Origin of the sequence: Bacillus cereus group sp. BfR-BA-01382, assembly GCF_022663475.1 — a bacterium.
In the GTDB taxonomy this organism is placed as follows: domain Bacteria; phylum Bacillota; class Bacilli; order Bacillales; family Bacillaceae_G; genus Bacillus_A; species Bacillus_A thuringiensis_S.
Genome location: NZ_JAKUFQ010000093.1, coordinates 1 through 22,177, shown reverse-complemented (window position 1 = coordinate 22,177; position 22,177 = coordinate 1). Strand labels below are relative to the sequence as shown.

The following is a 22,177-nucleotide window of genomic DNA, read 5'->3' as shown; positions in this document are numbered from 1 at the left end:
TCCTGGTGTTTGACTTCCTTCACTTGTTCCATTTGATTTTCCAGCTTCTTTCATTTCATCTTGAAGACTTGTTGTTCCCGATTCTTGCCCATTCGCTCCCCCTGGGTTTTCGTTCCCTCCTTTTTTCATGTCTTCTTGAATAGATGGCGTACCACCATTCTTTTTATCTTTTTCCTTATTTAATTTACCTTTTTCTTTTTCATTTTTTGCTAAATCATTACCATTTGCTTTTTTCTGATCCGCTTTTTTCATTTGATCTTGCAAGGACTCTTTATTTTCAGACTCATTCCCTTTTTTCAAACCACTTATAAGCCCTGCCACGCCACCTGTTGCCATCGCTGCCGCACTTGCTGTTTTAGCTGCTGCAACACCCGTTCCTTCTGCTGCACCTTTCGCTCCTTTTCCAATCATATTCCCGAGACTCTTCATTGGTTTTGAATTTGCGAGACTGCCAATTCCTTTACCAAGTGCGAAACCACCTACTAACATGCCCCAACTGCTTTTTAACCCAATATCTATACCAAATAACCTTTCTACGACTGACGGTCCATCTAGTACTGCCATACTAAATGCCGCTAATGCAATCAGATACGGTACACCATTTAACTTGTCATGGAGAAAAGCTGTTCCTATTAGGTATAGCTTCAAAGATAGGAATATCATGATCGTTGCTATAAATATATTGAGGATATTAGATAATACAGCTTTTAACTTTTGACCATTTGCAACATCGGCTGGTGCTAATATGTTCGCTAACAAATAGTTAAATGCCAATTCATAAAATAATCTAGCTAACTTAATACTTACTAACAACAAAGTTAATCCTGTTATCAGTAAAGTAAAGAATATGTTCCAAAAATTCCAATGCCAGCGGTAATACTTTTCTGGAAAGAAATCAAACCATCCATCTTTTAATTCAGCTAAAGATGCGACTCCCATCCCATCCATTACCCTTTTATACTTAAGAATATCTTGACCACCCTCAGATAATTCCTTATCCTTCGCAAATTCAAAATCTTTATCTATCTTTTCAGTAATATCAATTTGTCTAATGCTTTTTTCCGGAATATTATTTTTCGGATTCATATCTTCTTTCTTTTTCCATCCGTTTTGATCTATTACTGCAACATCCGTTATATTCTTCTTAATAATTTCATCACTTAAAGAACCCTTTTGTTCAGATTTCACAACCGCTATGGCATCATCGGTAAACTTATCGACCTTTGTCATACCAGTACTTAATAAACAAAGTACACTCAATGTTATGAAAATATTGATGATAATTTGAGAACGATTCATTTGTTTATTCATAATAAACATGTAGCCAATATATAAAAACGAAATGGCTAAAAGAACGACAAACAATGGATATAACATATCAACAAAATTTTGGATTTCCGGTGAATTAAAGAATCCTTTAATCCCCAGTATGGCATCTGTCACACCTTCTAAAGCATCTACAACTAAAGATAAACCTACAATTAGGAACCATCCTAGCCAACGCAATATATAATTCACGATGTCTCCTACTTGAAGATAATCCGAGAACGATTCTAAAACCTTTAAAATCTCTTCATCTTTCACTATTTACCCTCCTCTCATGCTTGCTATTGCCCTAATACTTCTTTTGCTGTCCAATTCACTCTCTCATTTAGTCTGTCAATACGAATAATCAATTTCCCTTTTTGTTCCCGATCTACTGAAAGGAAAAGAACCGCATCTTCTAGACCAAGAATAACCTCATTTTCTTCTGTTACAAATGACGAGTAACTATCTAAAATCAATTGCATTTTATCCGTTATTGTCGGTACACACATTCCCACTTCCTCCTTTATGTTTGGATTCAAAAAAGCACTCAATTATTTGAGTGCTTTCTAACTTGTTACTTGTTCTTTTTCTTCTAAATCACGCAAGATTCGATTAATCTTGTTTTCGACTGCTTGATACACACTTTTGTCGATGTGGTCATTGTGAGCTAACATTTGAAATTCACTGTAAAACTCGCCCATTTCTTGATTTTCAACTTCATCTAATGACTTGCCTAATTGCGCTAAAAAGAACTTATCAACCAGTTTCAAAACCGCTAAATCAGATTCAAAAAATTCATTAACCGTTTTTTCCTTCCAATTTTCAATGGAGAGGGAATCAAAAGGGCTATCTTCCTGCTGAAATGCCTCTTCCGGAATCTCTTCATCAATTCCCATCATTGTTGGTTCTTCTACTGGCTGCGGTTTCTCTACTGATGACAAATCTTCCTGTTCTGACTCTGATGGTTCTTTCTCAATTTGTTTTGCTTTTCTTTCTCCTAGAAAATCTACAATTAGTTCTTTCGGTTCTACATCATCATGTAAGGAATCAATATCTATATCTAAAATAGATTTATCTGTATCGAACTCTACACCTAAGTACTCCCATCTATATTTTAAAGCTGTTTCTCCGGTATTATAAATTGGACGTGGTCTGATACGCTTTCGATTATTATCTTGACGTTTTATGACACGAATAACGGCACTTTCTCCTTCTTTAAAACTCATTAGTTCATTTGCTGTTAACAATGGGCGTTGATCTAGACCTTCGGTTTTATTTTTATCAGTAGAAAGACCTTTTCCACTTCGGGAAGGTAGATTAATTGTTTTATTCCCCAGCTTTTTGGACACTTTTTCGGCTGTTTCTTGATCGTTTGTTAGAATGTAGATGGTGTTCCCACAGTTTCCATCAATGGTATCTGCATCTTCACCATATTTATTTTTCAGTTGTGAATATGCTTGAACGATAAGATTAAAACGGATATTCCTTCCCAAACAAACCGTTGCTAACGTTGCCATTCCCTCTATACTCGGCATGTTGCCAAATTCATCAAGTAAAAAAACTACTTCACGATGACACTTGTTACCTCTCGCAAGGGATGCACCCTTAGCTAATATGAAATAGAGCTGTCTTACGAAAATAGAAGCAATAACATGATTTGAGGTATCATAATCAGGTGTAATCATAAAAATAGCAATTGGTTTATCGAAATAATCCACTGTTATTACTTGTATATCTTCATTTTCTTCTATTACTTTAAATTCTGTATGACCCGTCTTTTCATCTATTTTCGTAATGGAAATGGATGCTTTCTTTTTCTTATTGTCCTTTTCATTACATTGAATGGTATCTCCGACTTTTATTACTTTCTTGAAATCTAATGCAAAACGTCCTTTAATATCCGCTTTAATAGACTCCTTTGAGCCGTCTGGAAATACAATTTCTACTCGTTTTCTAGGTGTTACTTTTCCTTTTATCGTTTTTCCAAAACCGACACGTTTTAAATCCACACTATTTTTTGCGGTCATTTTAGCGATTTCATCAAATGTAAAAATAGAAAGTCCGTTCATTGTTTGGGTGAAAATCCCGCCTCGTGTCGTTCCTTTTGAGAAGTTTGAGGTTGCATATTGCATTTTTGCAACACTATCCGCTGGTAGACCTTCAAAATATAAATCTAATGCATTTTGTGGATCTGCTTCTGGATCTACGATTACCTCTTTTGAACCAAGTTCTGATAACATATTTGCAACTGCATACATTGTGATTTTTTCTTCTGTACCTTCTGCAATACACTTATCTGTAACTGCTAATATCATGGCGTTACACAAACTCATAGCGCACTGTTGCCAAAAAGGATCTTTTACAGTTGGGTTGTAATACAAAGTGTGTGAAAGTGTTTTACATAATGCTTGCGCTGTTGAATAGTCTCCATCTTTATAGGCATCTTTTACCATTTGTAATAAGTTATAACTCATAGAATCAAGTGGGTTTAACAAATTCAAGACTTCGATATGATACCCTCGTTTTTCCAAAGTTTCTTTGGATGCGCTAAAAATTTCCCCTTTTGGATCATTAATTATTAATGAAGGCTTATGTTCCGCTCTAGAATAGACATCAATTGTAGGAAATACAAAGGTTTCCCCTTTACCAGAGCGTGTTGTACCGATAATTAAATTGTTTACCGGACTATCATCAATAAATACCTTGTCACCTAGCCGGGAGATAACAACGCCACCGCCACCTTTAAATGATTCCTCTCGATCTGGTACAGCTCGGTACTGTTTTTTCAACTCTTCAACTTCTGTAAAGCGACTAGACCCTTTCTGATGATTATTTAAATCTTTAAAAGAAGAATTTAGTTTGTATACCGTTCTTGCAATGGTTCCAATTACTACAAGGAAAACAAGCATGTAGTAAATCGGATGCTCTGCAATTGGCATCTGAAAAAGAAATCCTACCCCAATATGAAATGGTTTTGGATGTAATAAATCACTAAATATTGTTTCTATCAGCTCTAAAGATAGATTGAGTAAAAAATTAGCGATTAAAAACATTCCAACAAACAAAAAAGCACTCAATGGAATGAGTACCTTTTTTTCAGCTAACTTATATTTGATTGGTATCTTTTCACTATACATATCCAAGCATCACCTCTGTTCAATCTTGCCACATGTATTACTTTTTCAAGCCAAATCCCGAATCATAATTATATTTTTCATACTCTGTTATCTTATCGAAATCATTCGTTACATCTAAAGATATGATATATCCAAATTTCTTAGTAATTTGGGCATCTGATGGCATTTGTTGAAAACTGGCTACTACTTTTATATCGGAATCCTTCATTTGTTGGAGAAAGTATATAAAATCTTCCTGACATAAATAATTGGTTTCATCTACAATTACGTATTCATATTGTTTAGCTATATTTATCACATCTTCTGTAATTTTAAAATTCCCATACCCCTCATTCGATTCACAATCCAAGTGTTGTAAAGTCACATTACCCTCTGTTTGCTTCCCGAATGTTTCGTCTTCGTATTCCCTCAGTGGATCTAACACTAAAACTTTTGATAAACTTAAAGCCATTTTCTTCAATTCCCTCGTTTTCCCTGTTCCCACTCGACCTACCACCATTAAACTTTTATCTAGACTTGAAATTTGCACTAAATTTGTACTATTAACAAACATCTATATGCCCCCTTTCAAATTAAAAAGGTACTCTTTTTATGAGTACCTTTTTGGCAATATCAGTTGATTTTTTTGTAGACAAATAATAAAGTTCTTTAAAAAATAATAAAGTCGTTTAATTCCTCGACACTTATGAAGCCAATCTGATGATAATTTTTTGCATCTTCTTTATCAATTTTGAAAGGATTTTCTTTATTTAATAAATAACCTTTTGCACAGTCAAATTGGCTTTTATAAAGCACCATTACAGGTTTTTCTCTACTAGGATTTTGAATTTTCGAGACTTCAACTTTTGTATAATCACTCTTTAATTCATAAATTTTATCATCATCCAAAGTAACATAAATAGTATGGGTATTAAACGGAATTTTCATTGTAAATCCTCCTTTTTGAATAACTTTATTTTTTATTTTAGTTCCAATTAATCGTGGTATCAAAGGTTTTAGACCTTGTTTTTAAAAGACTTTATTATTTCTAATCATTTTTCTTTATTTACTCGCTACCATCTTTTCATTTTGTTTCAGAACTGGCTTCTCTGGATTTGTTGGCTTTTCCGGCTCTGTTGGTTTCTCTGGTTTCGTTGGCTTTTCCGGTTCTGTTGGTTTCTCTGGTTCTGTTGGTTTTTCTGGTTCTGTTGGTTTCTCTGGTTCTGTTGGTTTCTCTGGTTCTGTTGGTTTCTCTGGTTCTGTTGGTTTCTCCGGCTCTGTTGGCTTCTCTGGATTTGTTGGTTTTTCCGGCTCTGTCGGTTTCTCTGGATTTGTTGGTTTCTCCGGCTCTGTTGGCTTCTCTGGATTTGTTGGTTTCTCCGGCTCTATTGATGGTTTTGGTTTTTCTGTCCCTGTACTTTCCGTATTACCATTCTCACCCTCCGTTATAATTGGTAGGTTCACAATTGCATCTGGTTTCTTCTCCGGTGGAAGAATATCTCCTATACTCGCTACTGAAGAATCAATATTTTGATCGCCGAATGCAAAGTGATCTCCATTCACGGTGACTTGTGGCTTATTATCCGTAATAGCTGCAATCACATTATCTTTTGTTGTATCTTGAAGTGTTTTATCTGTTGTTTCTTTATCAAAGAGTGCTAGAACACGAGAAGTGGTGTCATCCCCATTTTGAAGATTACTTACAATAGATTTTTCTTTAAAATTAATTTTTGATTTATCCAGCTCTTCGAGTACATAAGCAACTTCATTATCCTTACTTTGAATTGCATTCTCTGTAATTGCTTCGAAATCTTGTTTGTTCAGATCTTCTTTCTTTTCCTCCGGCTTATTCTTATCTACTTTTTTTGTAATAGCTGATTTACTTTTTGATGATTCCTTACTTCCAAACCAACTGCAACCTGTCGTACTTAATATCAATGAACCACCAAGAAAAACAATTCCCATTTTTTTGTACAGATTCTCATAATTTAAAGGCATGTTATTCTCTCCCCCTTAGATGTTCTGTAGATCTTTATCAATTTTTTCAATCTTAGCTTTCTTTTCTTCTTCACTTATCGTAGATTGTTGAATATCTCGTTTCTCTAATTCTTTGACCTCTTTCATTACATTTTTATTTCCTTGCGTTTTAGCAAAGGAATAACAATCTTCATATTTTTTTAGATGTACAAAAGCTTCAACGATGAGTTTTTCACGTCTACCGTCCATATTGACTTTACCCTTAAGCTTAATTACCTCCTCATATTTCTTATTAAGTGCTGCCTTTTCAAAGTCGATCACATCATTTTTGACATCAATTTCATTGATTTTATTCATGTTGTCTATCCCAATAAAATAAGCAACCACACTTTCTGCAAATTTCGGCTCATATTGTAATGCTTTATTTGCCTTTCCGTTTAATAAATAAGTAAATAAAACTGCCTTCTGACTATCTTTATCTAATTCTGTGTAATTGACCTTATCGAAGTATTTAACGGCTTCTCCATACTGCTGAATGGCTGCCTGTTGCAATCCTTTTACTACATATTGTTCCGAGCCAGCATTTGCACTCGAAACTGGTTCGGAAGAGAATAACTTAAAGGCAAATATGGCACCAGCTCCAATTAACACCACGCTTCCTATGACACTCGCAATAATCTTGAATCCTTTTCTATTTTCCTTTCCAGGCTTTATTTGTGTTTTTACTTGATCCGATGGACTATAAGAGGGTTCTTCCTTCTTTTCTGATGATTCTTCTTGATATTCATATTCTTCATGAAAAGGAGAATCATTGATTTCCCTTTCTAACGTGTCTAACAGCTCCTTTTTTTGTTCCTCTTGTTCCGGATCTAATTGCATCACATTCATTTTTTTAGAAATGTGATCAAAAATGTGATCTGCATATCTCGAACCAAGTGATAACGTACCGTTATAAATTTCATTAGAATGACCATCTAACAAATCGAAATCAATATGTTCTTGCCGCCCTGCCTCTCTATAAACTCGTTCTAATCGCTTCGTTAAGATATAAGCTTCATGAAACGAATATTGCTTACCCGACTCAATTTCAGTTCCATTGCTACTCTTAAAAATGACAAACATGGCTTCTCCTTTCTTCCGTTTGATTTAAATTTACTTCGATTAATCTTTTGAACTATTATTTTCAGCTTTATTGGTTGCGTACTTATGATAGATACAAAAAACAGAAATCAATACCCAAATAACGATGAAGAATATTAAAGCTCTTAACAGCCCTTCTGTTGTTGGTACTGTCATAATCGGTTGTATATTACCAATAACAGAAACGCTCTCCAATACACATGGTAATCTCATAATTAACACCCCGATTGCTTAATAAAACTAAAATTCCATGAAAAAAAGGCAACAAAAAAAGCCATACCCTTTGCATAGCTCCCTTATTGCCTTAATTATATGTTTTCACTATTTCATCCAGAAAAACGGGAATAAGATTTGACCAAATTTCACATTGCTATTTACGCTCTCTGCTAAGTATTGGCATCCCATTACAATAACGAGTCCGGCTGCCCCACCAAGAAACCACCATATACATTTATGTCTTCCTCGTTCACCGCCCCAAATTAGTAGATAAGCGCCCCAGCAAAAGACAATCGCTGTACTAACCATTGCCCCTCTTTGCATCCATGCAATAAATGAATTCCCTGTATTAATTAGACCGTCCATCGCATCACCTAATACTAACATTTGAGATAATGTTTCCAACATTGACATATACATTCACTCCCTTTTCATTTTTAAGTGCTTATACGTTACTAAGCTGACTTGATTCATTCGCCTTGCTGTCTTCTTTTACTTCTGTTGATGTTGCCTTATAAGCTTGTAAAGCTTTCATTACTAAATCTTGATTTTCTTCAATGTATTTCTGATGATGTAAATGAAGCCAATGGTTATAATCCTGACCATTGGCTCTTAATAGGTTTGCTACCATATCTTTTTCTTTTTTTAATTCCCTCTGTGTAATCGCCACTATATCACCACCTCGTATATTATGTTTAACTACTTTTTGTCGGACATATTTAATCTATATTCTCTTGGACGTCCGAGGATATTCCTAGATAATGAAAGTAAGGATCATTTGGGACAATTCCTTCACCACCTGTAGATATAACTACAAGGAAAGACTGTTTCCCAGTGTTCGCTTTATGCTTCCTACTCACAGGCTGTTCTCCTTACTTCAAACCTAGCTGTTAGTAGCGCTAGGGCGGCTTTTGGAGTAAGAATAAGTTCTTATACACGAGGATGTTGGTCAGCGATCACACTAGGGATATCCCCAGACGTCCAAGGCAGTTTCCAGTGATTCTAAAAGAAAGGAGGAGTTTTCTCATGAAATTATTTGTAGGTTTAGATGTGAGCTCTCAAGATGCAAAAATTTGTTTTTTAAATGGTGAAGGGGATTGTTTACAATCGTTCACTATTACAAATGATTTACCCGGTGCTTTGATTTTAAAGAAAAAAATTCTAGACACAGCTTCTAAATCCAATTGTAAAATCATTAAGATTGGATTAGAGTCTACATCCATTTACAGTTATCATCCAGCCATGTTCCTTCATAATGACAAGGAACTTAGAACCTACGGTTCTCAGGTATTTATGATTAATCCAAAACAAATTTCTAATTTTAAAAAAAGCTATCCGGAAATGGATAAAACAGATGCCCTAGATGCATTTGTCATTGCAGACTACGTTCGTTTTGGTCGCCATACAATGTCTATTGTAAAAGAAGAACAGTATATGGCCTTACAACAATTAACTCGTTCTCGCTATCAACTCGTACATGCCTTAACGAAAGAAAAACAACATTTTCTTCAACACCTAGGATTGAAATGCAGCCAATTTACTCAAGACGTTGAATCCTCTGTATTCGGAAACGCTATGATGGAATTATTTTTAGAACGATTTAGTTTAGAAGAACTAGCTCAAATGCCTTTACAAGAGCTCGTCCTTTTCCTTCAGGAAAAGGGAAAAAAACGTTTTGGTAATCCAGAAGACGTTGCAAAATCCATCCAAAAAGCTGTTAAAGGTTCGTATAGATTAAGCAAGGTCGTAGAAGATTCTATTGATCTCTTACTAAGTACTTCTATTCAAATTATGCGCACCTATCAAGCTCAAATTAAAGAGATTGAGAAAGGTATAGAAAGCTTGATGTCAACGTTACCGCAGACCCTTGAAAGTATTCCCGGTGTAGGTCCTGTATTCGCGGCAGGTATTGTCGCTGAGATTGGTCAAATTGACCGCTTTGCCGACGAAACACGTATCGCAAAATATGCAGGCCTCTTCTGGAAAAAATACCAGTCTGGTCGCTTTACTGCAGAAAATACATCCTTAACAAAATCAGGAAATCCGTACTTACGTTATTACCTAGTTGAAGCCGCCAACTCTGTAAGACGTCATGTACCTGAATATCGTGATTACTATACGAAAAAGTCTGCAGAAGTTCCTAAACATAAGCACAAACGTGCCCTCGTCTTAACTGCAAGAAAATTTGTGCGTTTGGTTGATGCGCTACTACGCAATAACCAAATTTACGCGCCAGGAAGGGGCGTTGATAGATGATATCTAGCAACATTTCCTCCCCTCCCTAATTCCATTAATTTACAATCAATTAATGGTCTAGTTTCCTATTGCCTTTTTTAAGCTGTAATACTAGCTTTAATGGTTTGAGCGATAAAATACCTACTTGACATCACACCACAGGTCTTTCAATGATTATGTGATTACTTCTGATATTGTTCTTTGCAATTTTGAATAAAGTAGGTAACTTCTTTTTCAAAATCAGATGGTTTAATTTCTTCAAACTTTATTGATTTCTTCAACTCTCCTTTTTCATAGTAAGCTAGAGTATCACGTTTTTGTGACAAGCCGAAGTCATGTTGATTACTTGTTCTTGGAACATCCTCTCTACCTCCGAATAATTCCCTAACCAATATATTGTTTTTCTTTGCTAATTTTTCGACTTTAAAAAGTATATCTGCTCTTGTTTTCTTATCATTATTTAATATTACAAAACCTGTGCCATCCTCACTCATGAACTTTTTCATTTCTAACGGACTAAGTTCCATTACTTCCCCTTTTCCCGAACTAAAGACAAATGTTGAACCAATACCAATTGCAATTAACAGTCCAACAATAGCGGAAATGATCCACCCTTTACGACTCATGCATGTTCCTCCCTATGTCATATTTTTATAAGCGATTTTGAAGTGTGATGAGACACATTTTAACTTCAACATCTGTCTTTATTTTATAACATTTAAAGGAAAGTGGGATAGAAAATGGAAATATCATTTATGGCTGGAATGACGAACCCTGTATTGGCATGCGTATAGAGACTAATCCCGACCTAGCTTCTATATGCCCAATACCGCACTACGTATTTTGGCGTGAACGTAGAACCTTATGTATCTACTGTTGTGATGTTCCTCGCTTCTTCAGAATGTCAAAATGGGATATTCCTCACGAGTACTGACACAAACAGGTCTTTGATACACTGCATTTCCCAGTGGTCACAGATGAGTTTTACGATCTTACTCACCCAACGATAATCGTATACCTAACCCCTCTAGTGACCTTTCGAAGGGAGGCACGCATATATATTGAAAGCCGTATATCATCCTTTTACATCAATACTGAAAGGAAAAGATACGCAATATATATCTAAATTGTCAAAGAGCAACTTACTTTGTGCTATGTTCTCAGCACACTTCAAAATCGCTTTTTTTATTTGCATTTTTGTTTGACAGCTACTAATTCCGCATGTTTATTTTTTCGTTTAGCAATTAAGTTTTGATGTTCATCTCTAACCGAGCGCACTTGATAATAAATTTGAGCCACCTTTTCAATGCTTCCTGTGCTATTTTCAATTGCGATCGTGCCTTTCAGTTCGTATGTTTTTCCATCAAAAGTTTTAACACTATGAGCTTGTGATGCCGCAATATCATAAAATGTGAGTCTTTTTTCTTTTCCCATATGAACGCCTCCTATTTTTGATAAAGAAGGGAGAAAAACGCTTCTCCCTTGTCTAGTTTTCTAGCCATCTAGATAGGATGAAATAGTGAACGAGTGCTTTAGATCATGCTAGGATTGTTGTGTTATACGAGGTTATGATGCGTTGTGCTGCCTCTTTTCCGTATATGTGCTGTAATGCGGATTGAGATTCAACTACGATTGAATGCTGAATGTGGTATGTTGCGCTTTCTTTCAAAAACTGCTCCATATGAGGGATTGGGTACAAATCATATTGATGAAATACCAGGTGAATCGGTCTTATATTCTTGCATTCTGTTAGATATTGAAGAATATTTGATAATGCTTCCCCTCTCTCTTGATACGTACTCGTTTCCGTTTCTACACTGATGTACACAACGGATTTTTGTTTTAGATCCATTTGTAGTGTTTCATAACCAGTTAGTAAATCATGTTTAATGATGTGATATCCTTGTTTTCGTTTTTCTTGATGGGTATCTTCATAAAAGATGCCTTTCGGATCAAAAATGAAAATAAAATCATCTGTTGTTTTCTTCACACCTTCTATGACCGTTTTATAAGCTCCAAAACGAGCTTTTATGACACCTGCAACCTTTTCCCCTTCATTCAGTTCTTTCAACGTTCTAATCACCTTTGTATACTTCTTAGCTACGCCTAACATGTATTGCACTCCTTCCTATTTCATTTCCCTCTTCTGACTACTACTGAAACCCAAAATACTCTTTTTGTTCCCCTTGCTTTTCACGTTGATGTTTTTCAAGAATGTATAGCAAAGTGATAGTTAACGCATCCCTTGTTTCTTTTGAATAAAGACCTATCTCATGGAAGATATGATAAGCTGGATGCTCATTCTCGAGCGAATCCACTACTTCTACCAAGTTCGCTTCGCTCTCATAGATTTTTTCCATGAACTGAATAACTTTCTTCACATCTAGGTAGTATAAGTTTTTATGCCGTTGATCCAAATATAAAATACTTCCTGCTAATAATTTCGTAGCGGACTCTATCCAATAATCATGTTGTTTTAATGGTTTAATTACAGTTTGAGCGATTGAAATTGCTTGCATCAATTCTTCAGACAACCAAGCACTCTTGCGCCGCATAACGCCTTCCCCAGGTTTCCCTAAATTTTTCATTTTACCGACGTAGATTTCTGATATTTCATTCCATCTCCCTCTCGGTTTCTTATATCTTGCTCCCTATCCAAAGAACAACTGTCCAAATGGGAATTACGAATATACATGCATTTCGACATCCAATAGCAAAGCCTAACGGATTTTCATCAATTTCTCTAAAATGAGCTTCATATTCTTTCATACTAAGATTGAGCTTTCTTACGGTTTCTTACTGCAAATACAGCTCCTATTAAGCCAAGTACGGCACATGCAAGACCAATCCATTTTATGTATGGATTTTCGGCTTTACCGCCTGTTGTCGGAAGATACGTTTCAATTTTCTTTGGCGTTTGTTCTAGTTGTGGTTTCATAACAATCTGTTGTGATTTCTCTATTTGTGGAATGACAGGTTTTCCGATTACTTGTGGTTGGTCGGTACCTGTGGTTACGGTGCTTCTATTTACTCCGTTTTTTGTGGATGTGGTGTGGGCGGTGTCGATTCCTTCTAATTCTTCACTGTATGTTTATTGAATTCCGAAATTATATTTTAAAAAATAATTATAAAATTGTACCTTTTATAGATTGTTCATTTACAATATAAATGTATAATTATTTTTCGTGAAAATGATTCATTTCAACTTTGCTCGATAATATGTTGCCAAAAAAAGCTTTTCGACTGGTTCTCCCAAAAAATCCGATATACTTTTTGCCCGACTAGAAATTAAACCCTTTCTACCCGACTCAATATCATACAAAGTACTTACTGGAATTTTAGAACCTTTTGAAACCTCATTAATTGTATAACCCTTTGATTCACGAAATTCTCTTAAAATCGTCAAGTGTCTCACCCCCTATATACAGTTTATTAGTCTTTGAGCCTAAAGTCAACACCTTAAGTTCTCATTTTATACACTTTTGGTGTTAAAGTCTTTTTTTGAAATCTTATGTTACTATGCAAAATTATAAAATTGGAGTGATAAATAAAATGACAATCGATAAAAATATTGTGGGGAAAAATATAAAAAAATTAAGGGCTATAAAAGGAGTAAGTCGGAAAGAAATGGCTGAAGATTTAAATACTACATATAGAACTGTATCTAGTTGGGAAACTGGAGAAAAAACACCACGCTTAAATAAATTAGAAGAAATTGCTACTTATTTAAATGTCAGTGTGTCTTCTTTATTAAAAAAAGAAATTCCGGATGAAGACCTCTTAAAAAGTATTAAAGGTGAAGATCCAGTTGAGCGTTTAGCCAGATTACTCTATGAACGATACATGAGTGTACCAGATAAACATAAACCTCGTATTGAAGAGGAATTGTTAAAATATGCTAGTCAATTAAAAGCGCAAGTTGAACAAGAGGAATAGGTAATCTCCTATTCCTCTTGTTCATAGCTCGCACATAACTCCAAAATTTCACTAAAAGTTTGTAAATCAATTGTTTTCACAATCTCTAATAATTCATTTACGCTTAATCCCATTCTTCCCATTGTTGCCCCTCCCTTTTTTGCTTTTATATTGTGAAAAACAACACAATTTTTTCACAATTCCCCGTCTAAGGATTTATAAAACAGTTTATAAAATCACAAAAGACACCGTTCAAAACGATGTCTTTTGTAAAAATATATATTTTAAATAAAATACAGAAAAATTATCCACCACCACCGGGATCGACCATCATTCTATATACCATATACTGATTCCCAGAACTTTTAGCTTTTTGGGAGTACTGTTGTGTTTCCATTTTACCTAGTGAACTATTCACTAAGGTTAATAACAGTATAGCGGCTACTATTGATACATATAACTTTTTCACCATTTTTTCACCATCCCTTGACAACTAAATTATATTTTCTGCATATTCATCATATATTACTTCAGCAAATTTTACATACAAAAAATCATTATTTACTTTAAACATATCAATAGACTGTTTAATTAAATGTATATCTTGTTTAGCCATTCCCAAGTAACAAGTTTGAAGTGGTGTTAACATTTTTCTTTTTGATCTAATTTCTTCAAGTATATTTATTGCTTGTTGATTTTTCCCCTTTTTAATTAAAAACAAAGCGTATTCAGCTGGGTGTAATCTATCGAAATCAATTTTATTTAAATCTTTCCACCAAAAGATTCTAATGAAGTTAATATCATTTAGAGCTATATTGTATTTTAAACTCCCTTTCGCGCCTTTCAATACATTTAACGCTTCTCGAAAGAAATATAAAGATTTTTTATAGTCAGAAAACATATAGTTTTCTCCACTCCTAATGTTCAACAAAGCTTCCATAACAGGGAAGAATCCAATATCCTTATATGTTCTTAATTCACCATTTTCTATTACAAATTGTAGAGAGTTATTTTTTCTTAATATTGAATAACTCCAAAGTTCTTTAACCCAAAATCCGTATAAACTCTTTAAGAAAATATTAGTTACTAATTTATCATCTCTAATATTCTTCTCGATTCTTTCCTTATAACCTTGCATTAATCCAAAATCCCCTAAATCACAAAGAATTAACATACTGAGTATATCACAAAAAATTTCTACATCCACATTAGAATTTCTAGCTTTTTGGATATTCAAGTACACTTCTCTGACATTTTTACCTTTCAAACGATCAATATATAAATTAAATATATCTGCAAATCGTTTCAATTCTACATCCTTGCTCTCTTTACATATTCCAGCGAGATATTCAATTAATAATACGTGATCGTTCAAATGAGCAATGGCAAATGCAACTTTAACATTTATGTTTAACCTATCCTCTAAAGTACCTAAATAATCTATTATTTTTTGTTCTTGTTTATCTTTATCATTTGCAAATATGACATAGGAAATTTTTGCAAATGTATATACGGATATCTCTTTATCCCTATTAATCCAATTAGAGATAGTAGATTTAGCAACTCCAATTTCTCTTGCGAGATCAGTATATGTTTTGTTTTTAGAAGATAAATAATTATCAAATTCCCTAGATAACTTCTTCATGTATTTTCACCTCGTCTTTTTCACGAATATTCAGAAACGTACATATAAGTAAGAAAATTATACCACAGTACCTAGAAAATTTTTCTTGCTCAATTATTGAGTGAATATTCTGATATTTAATTGAAAACAAATGTGAAATACTTCAATTTTTGCACCTATTCTTCAAATATGAACTTAGAGTGTTGATATTATGTACATACAATTGTAAAATAAAAATAAATTACCTATGAACGAAAGTTTTTTGAAAACAAAAAAATAAAACCCCACCGCCCAGTTTCAAATTGGCTTCTAGTTTGGCGACCGGAACCAATTTAAAACTTCTAAGATAGGGTTTTAATTCACACTATAAATATATGTGTTTCTCTTTAGTATCATACTTGATATTAAAATTATATCATAATGCATATACATTGTGAATATAAAACCGTTGTTTTTCCTTTTTATTTGCGGTGGGAAAAATAGGAGGTTTTTTCAGTGTTGTTGCGAAACTTTTTGCTTAGTCGAGCAAAAGCGGAACTAAGTCCCCACATTCATCACTTATCTAAAACTCCTGGATCTATCAATCAAGAAATCAAGAAAATAACTTCTTATATTGATAGTATTGTCCTAGAGTGTGAAGGTGCTACCACAAAAGATTATCTTACCAAAAGGAAATACGAAGCTTTAGAGACTGTTTTATCTTATTTAGTACAAGAAGGATATAGTCAAGTTAGACAAGAACACATCAGCAAAAAATCTGGAATTTCAAAACCTATTATTAATTACGTTTTTAATTGGCTGCAAGATTTAGGAGTATGCCAACAAATAAAGGTAAGACGGCATGGAAAGATCGCCCCCTCTGTTTACATCTTAACAATACATAATAACTATTTAAAGATTGTTGAATATTTCAAGATAAAATGGGCTGTAGCAATTGATGTTTGTGCTACTTTTACTAGATTTTTAAAGAACAAAATTAGTAAAAAGTCTGATGTAACAGATCTTGAATTTATGCAAAAAAACAATTTTAAACCTTCACCTTCCTTAGATTTTTTCGGCATTGAAGAGCAATCAAAACCTGCTGTCAATCATGAGAAACAAGGAAAAAATAATAGATTACAAGACTTAAATGATTATTTGAGTGAAGATCAGAAAAGAGCGTATTACTACATTTTGAGTCAAGAGCTAACATACCTATCTGAAAATGATGCGTATACAATTGCTTTAAGATTGCCACCAGATATTGATCGCTACACAAGATGGGATTTTGAAGAATGTGTGCAATGGTTCCAGTTTAATAAAGCTGAAAACAGTAATCCTGCACATTTCATAAAAATGTTTAATCAAAAATCTAAACAGAAGCAAGAACGTAGAAAGCGTAATGCACAAAATACAAGCTCACTCTTAGATACAACTAATAGTCATACATTTGTTTTCTATAATTTTTTAGAAGAACACGATTAAAATCAAAAAAATCCAATTACAAATAGCCTTGCTGAAAAAAAACATATACAGCAAGGCTATTTGTAATGTCTTCCTATAGTTCTTTATAACCTTATTGGTCTTCAATAAAATAATTCATAAATCATATATATTTTCTATGTACTATAATTTTTTCTTTTTAATTCAACTATAAAATTTAAACCTTATGAATCCAGTATATTCAATTATTATTTACTAAACTATTTACTTAGAAATTTACTAAGCAAAAATCTCCAATACCTTGATACAATAACTATTATGGCCCAAATATTAATTCTAATGTTTTTATTTATTTTAATTTCTAAAACAAGATTTATTAAATATAGTACTTTGCATCTATTTGTAACTTTTTAGGGAGGCTTAGCATATTTTCTAAAAGATTCCCTAATTTTTTATATAATTTGGCATAATTCATATTTTAAACAATCGATTAAAATATGATTCTATTAGTTATGTCAATACAGTGGTCTTTTGTTATTCATCAAAATTAATCAATAATATTGAATTAATTTTTTCTAAATTATCTATGTTCTTTAAAATCTTCGTACTCATTGATTTCACTCTTTAAAAGGTATAATAGCTTATTTCACGCACTGTCTTAACAACTGATTTCATTATACAAGCGTCTTTGTCCCCCTCTTCAACTATTGTACAATCTACATTTTGTTCTAACATCTGTTTTATTACTCTTAACGACTCTTGAAATCCTTCACCCTAATTACTAGTAAAATTAATAAACGTCTAGATAGATCTATTGCCCCCCTTTTCATCTTCCTATACACATACACATCTACATTTCATATCAAATTTATGATGTATATTATTCAGAAATCTGGTCCATACTAATACAAATAAAACTTCAAATTAAATTTTTTTAGCTATAATTATTTAATATTTAATTAATATATTTCATCTCCCAATATCCTCATTACTTTTACTTGTAAAAATAACCCTGTTCGAGATTCAAAACCCAACAAATAATATCAGCATCTTTTAAAAATTCAAACAACACCTATGCAAGATTCTATACAACAATAAAACGCTACTTTAACGCATAGCGTTCACATAAAAAAAGCTTTTTATTTGCTTTTTAGGCATATGTACTATAAAAATCGTACTTAATTGCTAATTCTATTAATGAAAGCTTTGATTCTATTGCAAATATCTAGTAAAATTCTTATATCAGCAACAAACTTCTAATATTAATAGTTAGTTTTAAAATAGTTTCCTATGTACATTAATGTTGTATAAATACTTGTTCACTTTCAATAATGAACGCTAGATGTATAGACTGACTTAATATATAAGTATGTATACAAACAAACTGATATGAGTACAAATGATTAGATGGCTGCCTATAAAAATTTCTACTCTTAAAGGAAAGATCTTTTCAAGAACGAATCAATATCTAACATACAAATAATGGAGGTGTGAAGTTTGGAATATGGATATTTTGCACAAGAAGTAGCAAAACAACTAGATATAAACACCAATACACTTCGCAGATGGTCAATTGAACTAGAAAAAATGGAATATATATTTGAAAGAAATGAGCGTAATCAACGAATTTACTATGAGAATGATATAGATATCTTAAAGCAAATGAAAGAATACTTAAATCAAAACTGGAAACTAGAAGAAGCTGCAACAAGAAGCATGGAAAGCATGGAAAATACTGAAGAGAACGCTCAGAAAACGGATAGCGTTCATGAGGAAAATGAAGTTCAAGTAACGCTCAGAAAACGTTCAGAAACTGATATTTTGATGATTCAAGAAAAATTTTCTCACATGCTTGAGCAACAAGATAAAATTGTACAACAAAACCAAGATATCATTAAATTGTTATTACAGGAACGCTCAGAAAAAGAAGACAAAGATCTACAGATTCAGTTATTACAAGAAAAACTGGATAAAGCAATTGAACTATTAAATGAAGATCGCCAAGAACAGCAAGATAACACCAAAAAAACGTTCATTCAACGTTTATTTAATTTAAATTAAATCAGATATACGTTTTTTATCAAATATATCTAATTGAACAAAAAAAAGCGGTAGCTACCGTTTTTTTTTGCTCATCTTTACAACACGAATATGTAGTTTTTTACAACTTGTGTTACTAATCCTAACTAGAATAAATAGCCTGTGATACATGATGCTATTATAAGGGTTGATTAATTACATAAACTTTCTACTAAAATCATCAAAAAGCATCATGTCATTGGTAAAGAATACTTATAATTCAGTGGTATGCTCAAAAATAGAAAGCTTGTAAAAGCGATTAGTGACATGTCTTGGTCACAATTTCAAACAATGTTGAAATATAAAGTAAAGTGGTGTAGTGAACAATTAGTTGTAATATCTAAAACATTTGCTTCTAGTCAATTATGTTCCAATTGCAACTATAAAAACATAGATGCTAAAAATCTCAACATTCGTGAGTAAGATTATCCTTATTGTGGCACACGTCATGATAGAGATCGTAACACAGCGCTCAATCTTAGAAATGAAGCTAAACGTAAGAACTATCTGGATAGCCTACTGAATTAGAAACCGTTTGGCTTCTGTACTTAGGTATCCATTACCTCAAGGATACTAAGTACTCAGTTGTCCAATATATTTTTCTTAACATATCTTATTGGATCTTTCTTATGGATTCCAAAAACTCTCTATATCGCTAATAAAAACATGTTAATCCTATTTCCTAAAATTAGTTAAGTGTTTACTTTGTCAATTTTTAGGGAAGATTGACAAATTCTCTAATTTCTTAACCCCATAATAAACCTGTATAGGAAACTCCATGCTTTTTCTAGTCTTCTTTAATTCATTTTGCTAGACTAAATTTTTTCATATAAATGTCACCAATCACAGCATTCATTATTATTAAATCCTATGCGTTATAAACGCTATTATTAAAGGCCATATCTTTACTTCTAAAGTTACATTATGTCGTCCTTAAAGGAAAACTACTTTATTTATGCACTGAATCTCTAATGAACGCTATGCGTTCATTATTTACAAAACGTTAAATTAACGTTTTGTAAGCGCTCATATCGTTTTTTTATTGTATTAAAATACTTGCCATCTAATATCCTTACAAATCGTTTCAAGTTCAAAACACTAAACACAGAAAATTTTCCATTCTTTAATTTGTTAGGCCGCTATCACATAGCTCCTAGGCCTTTTAGACGATTCTTATCGCTCTTATAATTTAAAACTTTGCTAATAAGATATGTACCACGGGAAGAACACGCCAATTAATGTCTATATTTCCGTAATCATACTTCGAACATAGTCTACTAACATCAACTATTTTTAATTTAGCAACTACTTTATTTCATACCACTTGCTTAAAATACTTTATGACATATATAGCATAGTCAGGGTCGTTATTATAACGTTCATTAATTAGTACAACATAGAAACATACAGCTTTATTATGGACTATTAATTGATACACCCTATCAGATTTTTATATATTGCTTTAGCATAAATTGTATCCTTTAAACAACTCAGGATCTTGATATTAAAGAGGTAAACGCCAAAAAAACGGGTAGTGTTCACATAAAAAACAATCAATAACACTTAAGTTAAAAAAGATTTTAGCATAATCACAACTACTTATCTCTTTGTCCTGCCTTATGGATTCCAAAGATACTTCATATATCTCCAGCCTACTTTAATAAATTTATCAGATTGTATTTGTTATATTAAGCTTAACATTAACTTAGGATAGATCTTAAGATTTGTAATAATAAAAAAGCACCATACCATCGTAGCGTTCATTATTACTAATTTATACGCGTTATCAACACTGTTAAATAAGACATATCTATCCTAAAGCCACATTATACGTTTAGATATAAATATATCTAAACGTATAATATTAATGTACCGAATTCCTTGTGAACGCATAGCGTTCACGTTTTACAAATCGTTAAATTAACGTTTCGTAAGCGTTCATTTTTTTATTCCTACAGTATTAAACATCTTGCGTCTCCAAACATCCTTACAGGCTGTTTGAGGCGCAAGATTACTAAATAAAAAGACACTCCATTTCTTATTTGTTAGGTGGCTATTCTCATAATTCATATACTTTATAAATAAAATACTTCGTTCTTATGATTTAAACTTGTGTTAATACCTTTATCATAATGTGTGTTATAAGAATGAAACTCTCATGAACATCTATAACACGGCTAAAATTAGGGGATTTCTTGAAATACGCCCTTTGAAGATTATGCTTTGCTTCTTGCAAGTTGATCCCTGTTTAAAGAATTTAATACGATATATTTTTACTTCATTTAGTTGAAATTGTTTTTATAACATTTAGTACCAGTTATAAAACAATATATTATATTATAAAAATTAAATGATATATAGAATGCTAATTTATTTATAGATATATTTTATTTATTCATACATCTGTTAGGTATAATGCTCTTTAAATAACTCTTAACGTTGTAGTTAAGGGGTTAGTCGGTAAAATAACGGATAGCGTTCACGTGAAAATAAACACTAAAATAACACTTTGATAACGTTTAGATTCTCCAAGAATCCCGATACCTTAAAATATTCACTTAACCTTTATAGATTATAGTTAGGATCAATAATTTAAATTTATAACGTCTTCGATTTGGTAACATCATTTAAAAGCATAGTTGCTTAAAAGTAGCATTCTCAAAATTATTGCATAAATTTTATCAATCTCTAACAAAGAACTATTTCCTCAAAAATGTGAACTTGGTAGGTGTATGCCAATTGACGTAAGCCAAAATGCTTGGCTTGTTATCATATAATTGTAGATATTGCTTTTTATGAATTCTTAAGATAGGATGTTGGTTGCAGAAAACTCATTGCAATTGTAAACTATCGTCCCATGCTTGACGAAATTATGAAAAACAGGATAAAACAGTAATCTCATATATTAAATAGATCGCAATATTGTTAAGAGGTCACAGTTTCACATAAATAGTATTCTCATATTAAATACATCCTATACAAAAAATTGTTAGTAGGGTTAAAAATATTTTCTGAGGGTTTCATGAGGGTTTCATGAGGGTTTCATGAGGGTTTCATGAGGGTTTCATGAGGGTTTCATGAGGGTTTCATGACCGTTTTTATAACGTTCATGAAACCCTCAGTGTGTGATAGTAACTTTCGTTAC

21 protein-coding genes and 2 pseudogenes are annotated in these 22,177 nt (G+C 32.8%); 5 read left to right on the top strand and 18 right to left on the bottom strand.

The window, feature by feature from the left end; translation table 11 throughout:
- The 11 genes from MR160_RS26310 to MR160_RS26260 all read right to left on the bottom strand — a co-directional run.
- On the bottom strand, positions 1 to 1,584 hold a 1,584-nt coding region (locus tag MR160_RS26310; RefSeq protein ID WP_242298456.1), incomplete at its 3' end, for a pLS20_p028 family conjugation system transmembrane protein.
- A gap of 23 nt (positions 1,585 to 1,607) precedes the next feature.
- Entirely contained in the window at positions 1,608 to 1,817 is a 210-nt protein-coding gene (locus MR160_RS26305) for a hypothetical protein (protein ID WP_088266088.1), read from the bottom strand.
- Positions 1,818 to 1,874: 57 nt separating this feature from the next.
- Positions 1,875 to 4,445: a VirD4-like conjugal transfer protein, CD1115 family gene (locus tag MR160_RS26300; protein WP_242298455.1), complete on the bottom strand. Its 2,571-nt coding sequence runs from the start codon at positions 4,443 to 4,445 to the stop codon at positions 1,875 to 1,877.
- Positions 4,446 to 4,482: 37 nt separating this feature from the next.
- Complete coding sequence (locus tag MR160_RS26295; RefSeq protein WP_242298453.1) at positions 4,483 to 4,998, bottom strand: hypothetical protein; 516 nt, start codon at positions 4,996 to 4,998, stop codon at positions 4,483 to 4,485.
- A 95-nt stretch (positions 4,999 to 5,093) separates the two neighbouring features.
- Complete coding sequence (locus tag MR160_RS26290; RefSeq protein ID WP_097982062.1) at positions 5,094 to 5,372, bottom strand: hypothetical protein; 279 nt, start codon at positions 5,370 to 5,372, stop codon at positions 5,094 to 5,096.
- 114 nt (positions 5,373 to 5,486) lie between these two features.
- Positions 5,487 to 6,422, bottom strand: a complete 936-nt coding sequence (locus MR160_RS26285) for a hypothetical protein (protein WP_242298451.1) — start codon at positions 6,420 to 6,422, stop codon at positions 5,487 to 5,489.
- Positions 6,423 to 6,437: 15 nt separating this feature from the next.
- On the bottom strand, positions 6,438 to 7,523 hold the full coding sequence (locus MR160_RS26280) for a hypothetical protein (RefSeq protein ID WP_242298450.1): 1,086 nt from the start codon (positions 7,521 to 7,523) through the stop codon (positions 6,438 to 6,440).
- A gap of 39 nt (positions 7,524 to 7,562) precedes the next feature.
- Positions 7,563 to 7,754: a hypothetical protein gene (locus MR160_RS26275; RefSeq protein ID WP_242298448.1), complete on the bottom strand. Its 192-nt coding sequence runs from the start codon at positions 7,752 to 7,754 to the stop codon at positions 7,563 to 7,565.
- A 108-nt stretch (positions 7,755 to 7,862) separates the two neighbouring features.
- The gene (locus MR160_RS26270) at positions 7,863 to 8,171 is read right to left on the bottom strand and encodes a hypothetical protein (RefSeq protein WP_000062187.1); all 309 of its coding nucleotides are present in this window, start codon (positions 8,169 to 8,171) and stop codon (positions 7,863 to 7,865) included.
- A 31-nt stretch (positions 8,172 to 8,202) separates the two neighbouring features.
- Positions 8,203 to 8,427, bottom strand: coding sequence for a hypothetical protein (locus MR160_RS26265; RefSeq protein WP_001018798.1), 225 nt, complete (start codon positions 8,425 to 8,427; stop codon positions 8,203 to 8,205).
- Between the two features lie 49 nt (positions 8,428 to 8,476).
- A complete protein-coding gene (locus tag MR160_RS26260) occupies positions 8,477 to 8,617 on the bottom strand; it encodes a hypothetical protein (RefSeq protein WP_014990590.1) in 141 nt (46 codons plus the stop codon).
- Positions 8,618 to 8,783: 166 nt separating this feature from the next.
- Here MR160_RS26260 and MR160_RS26255 point away from each other — a divergent pair, with 166 nt between their 5' ends.
- Positions 8,784 to 10,013, top strand: a complete 1,230-nt coding sequence (locus MR160_RS26255) for an IS110 family RNA-guided transposase (RefSeq protein ID WP_242298447.1) — start codon at positions 8,784 to 8,786, stop codon at positions 10,011 to 10,013.
- Positions 10,014 to 10,174: 161 nt separating this feature from the next.
- On the opposite strand, the gene MR160_RS26250 is transcribed toward MR160_RS26255, so the two are convergent.
- The 6 genes and pseudogenes from MR160_RS26250 to MR160_RS26225 all read right to left on the bottom strand — a co-directional run bounded on the left by MR160_RS26250 (position 10,175) and on the right by MR160_RS26225 (position 13,398).
- The gene (locus MR160_RS26250; protein ID WP_242298445.1) at positions 10,175 to 10,618 is read right to left on the bottom strand and encodes a hypothetical protein; all 444 of its coding nucleotides are present in this window, start codon (positions 10,616 to 10,618) and stop codon (positions 10,175 to 10,177) included.
- A gap of 559 nt (positions 10,619 to 11,177) precedes the next feature.
- Positions 11,178 to 11,426 (bottom strand): hypothetical protein, encoded by a 249-nt coding sequence (locus MR160_RS26245; protein ID WP_000514061.1) that lies wholly within the window; start codon positions 11,424 to 11,426, stop codon positions 11,178 to 11,180.
- A 103-nt stretch (positions 11,427 to 11,529) separates the two neighbouring features.
- Complete coding sequence (locus MR160_RS26240; protein WP_242298442.1) at positions 11,530 to 12,105, bottom strand: type IV secretory system conjugative DNA transfer family protein; 576 nt, start codon at positions 12,103 to 12,105, stop codon at positions 11,530 to 11,532.
- A gap of 40 nt (positions 12,106 to 12,145) precedes the next feature.
- Complete coding sequence (locus tag MR160_RS26235) at positions 12,146 to 12,604, bottom strand: type IV secretory system conjugative DNA transfer family protein (protein WP_242298457.1); 459 nt, start codon at positions 12,602 to 12,604, stop codon at positions 12,146 to 12,148.
- Positions 12,605 to 12,762: 158 nt separating this feature from the next.
- Positions 12,763 to 13,085, bottom strand: a pseudogene (locus tag MR160_RS26230) (LPXTG cell wall anchor domain-containing protein); the annotation flags it as partial.
- A gap of 103 nt (positions 13,086 to 13,188) precedes the next feature.
- Positions 13,189 to 13,398, bottom strand: coding sequence for a helix-turn-helix domain-containing protein (locus MR160_RS26225; RefSeq protein WP_071714091.1), 210 nt, complete (start codon positions 13,396 to 13,398; stop codon positions 13,189 to 13,191).
- A 146-nt stretch (positions 13,399 to 13,544) separates the two neighbouring features.
- On the opposite strand from MR160_RS26225, the gene MR160_RS26220 reads away from it, so the two are divergent.
- Complete coding sequence (locus MR160_RS26220) at positions 13,545 to 13,928, top strand: helix-turn-helix domain-containing protein (protein ID WP_000151002.1); 384 nt, start codon at positions 13,545 to 13,547, stop codon at positions 13,926 to 13,928.
- Positions 13,929 to 14,400: 472 nt separating this feature from the next.
- Here the strand turns inward: MR160_RS26220 and MR160_RS26215 are convergent, their stop codons facing one another.
- Positions 14,401 to 15,552: an AimR family lysis-lysogeny pheromone receptor gene (locus MR160_RS26215; RefSeq protein WP_227900867.1), complete on the bottom strand. Its 1,152-nt coding sequence runs from the start codon at positions 15,550 to 15,552 to the stop codon at positions 14,401 to 14,403.
- Positions 15,553 to 16,026: 474 nt separating this feature from the next.
- Here MR160_RS26215 and MR160_RS26210 point away from each other — a divergent pair, with 474 nt between their 5' ends.
- The 3 genes and pseudogenes from MR160_RS26210 to MR160_RS26200 form a co-directional block, all read left to right on the top strand.
- On the top strand, positions 16,027 to 16,995 hold the full coding sequence (locus tag MR160_RS26210) for a Replicase RepFR55 (RefSeq protein ID WP_242298440.1): 969 nt from the start codon (positions 16,027 to 16,029) through the stop codon (positions 16,993 to 16,995).
- A 1,455-nt stretch (positions 16,996 to 18,450) separates the two neighbouring features.
- A complete protein-coding gene (locus MR160_RS26205) occupies positions 18,451 to 19,014 on the top strand; it encodes a MerR family transcriptional regulator (protein WP_000455692.1) in 564 nt (187 codons plus the stop codon).
- A gap of 174 nt (positions 19,015 to 19,188) precedes the next feature.
- Positions 19,189 to 19,560, top strand: a pseudogene (locus MR160_RS26200) (RNA-guided endonuclease TnpB family protein); the annotation flags it as partial.
- Between the last annotated feature and the right edge of the window lie 2,617 nt (positions 19,561 to 22,177).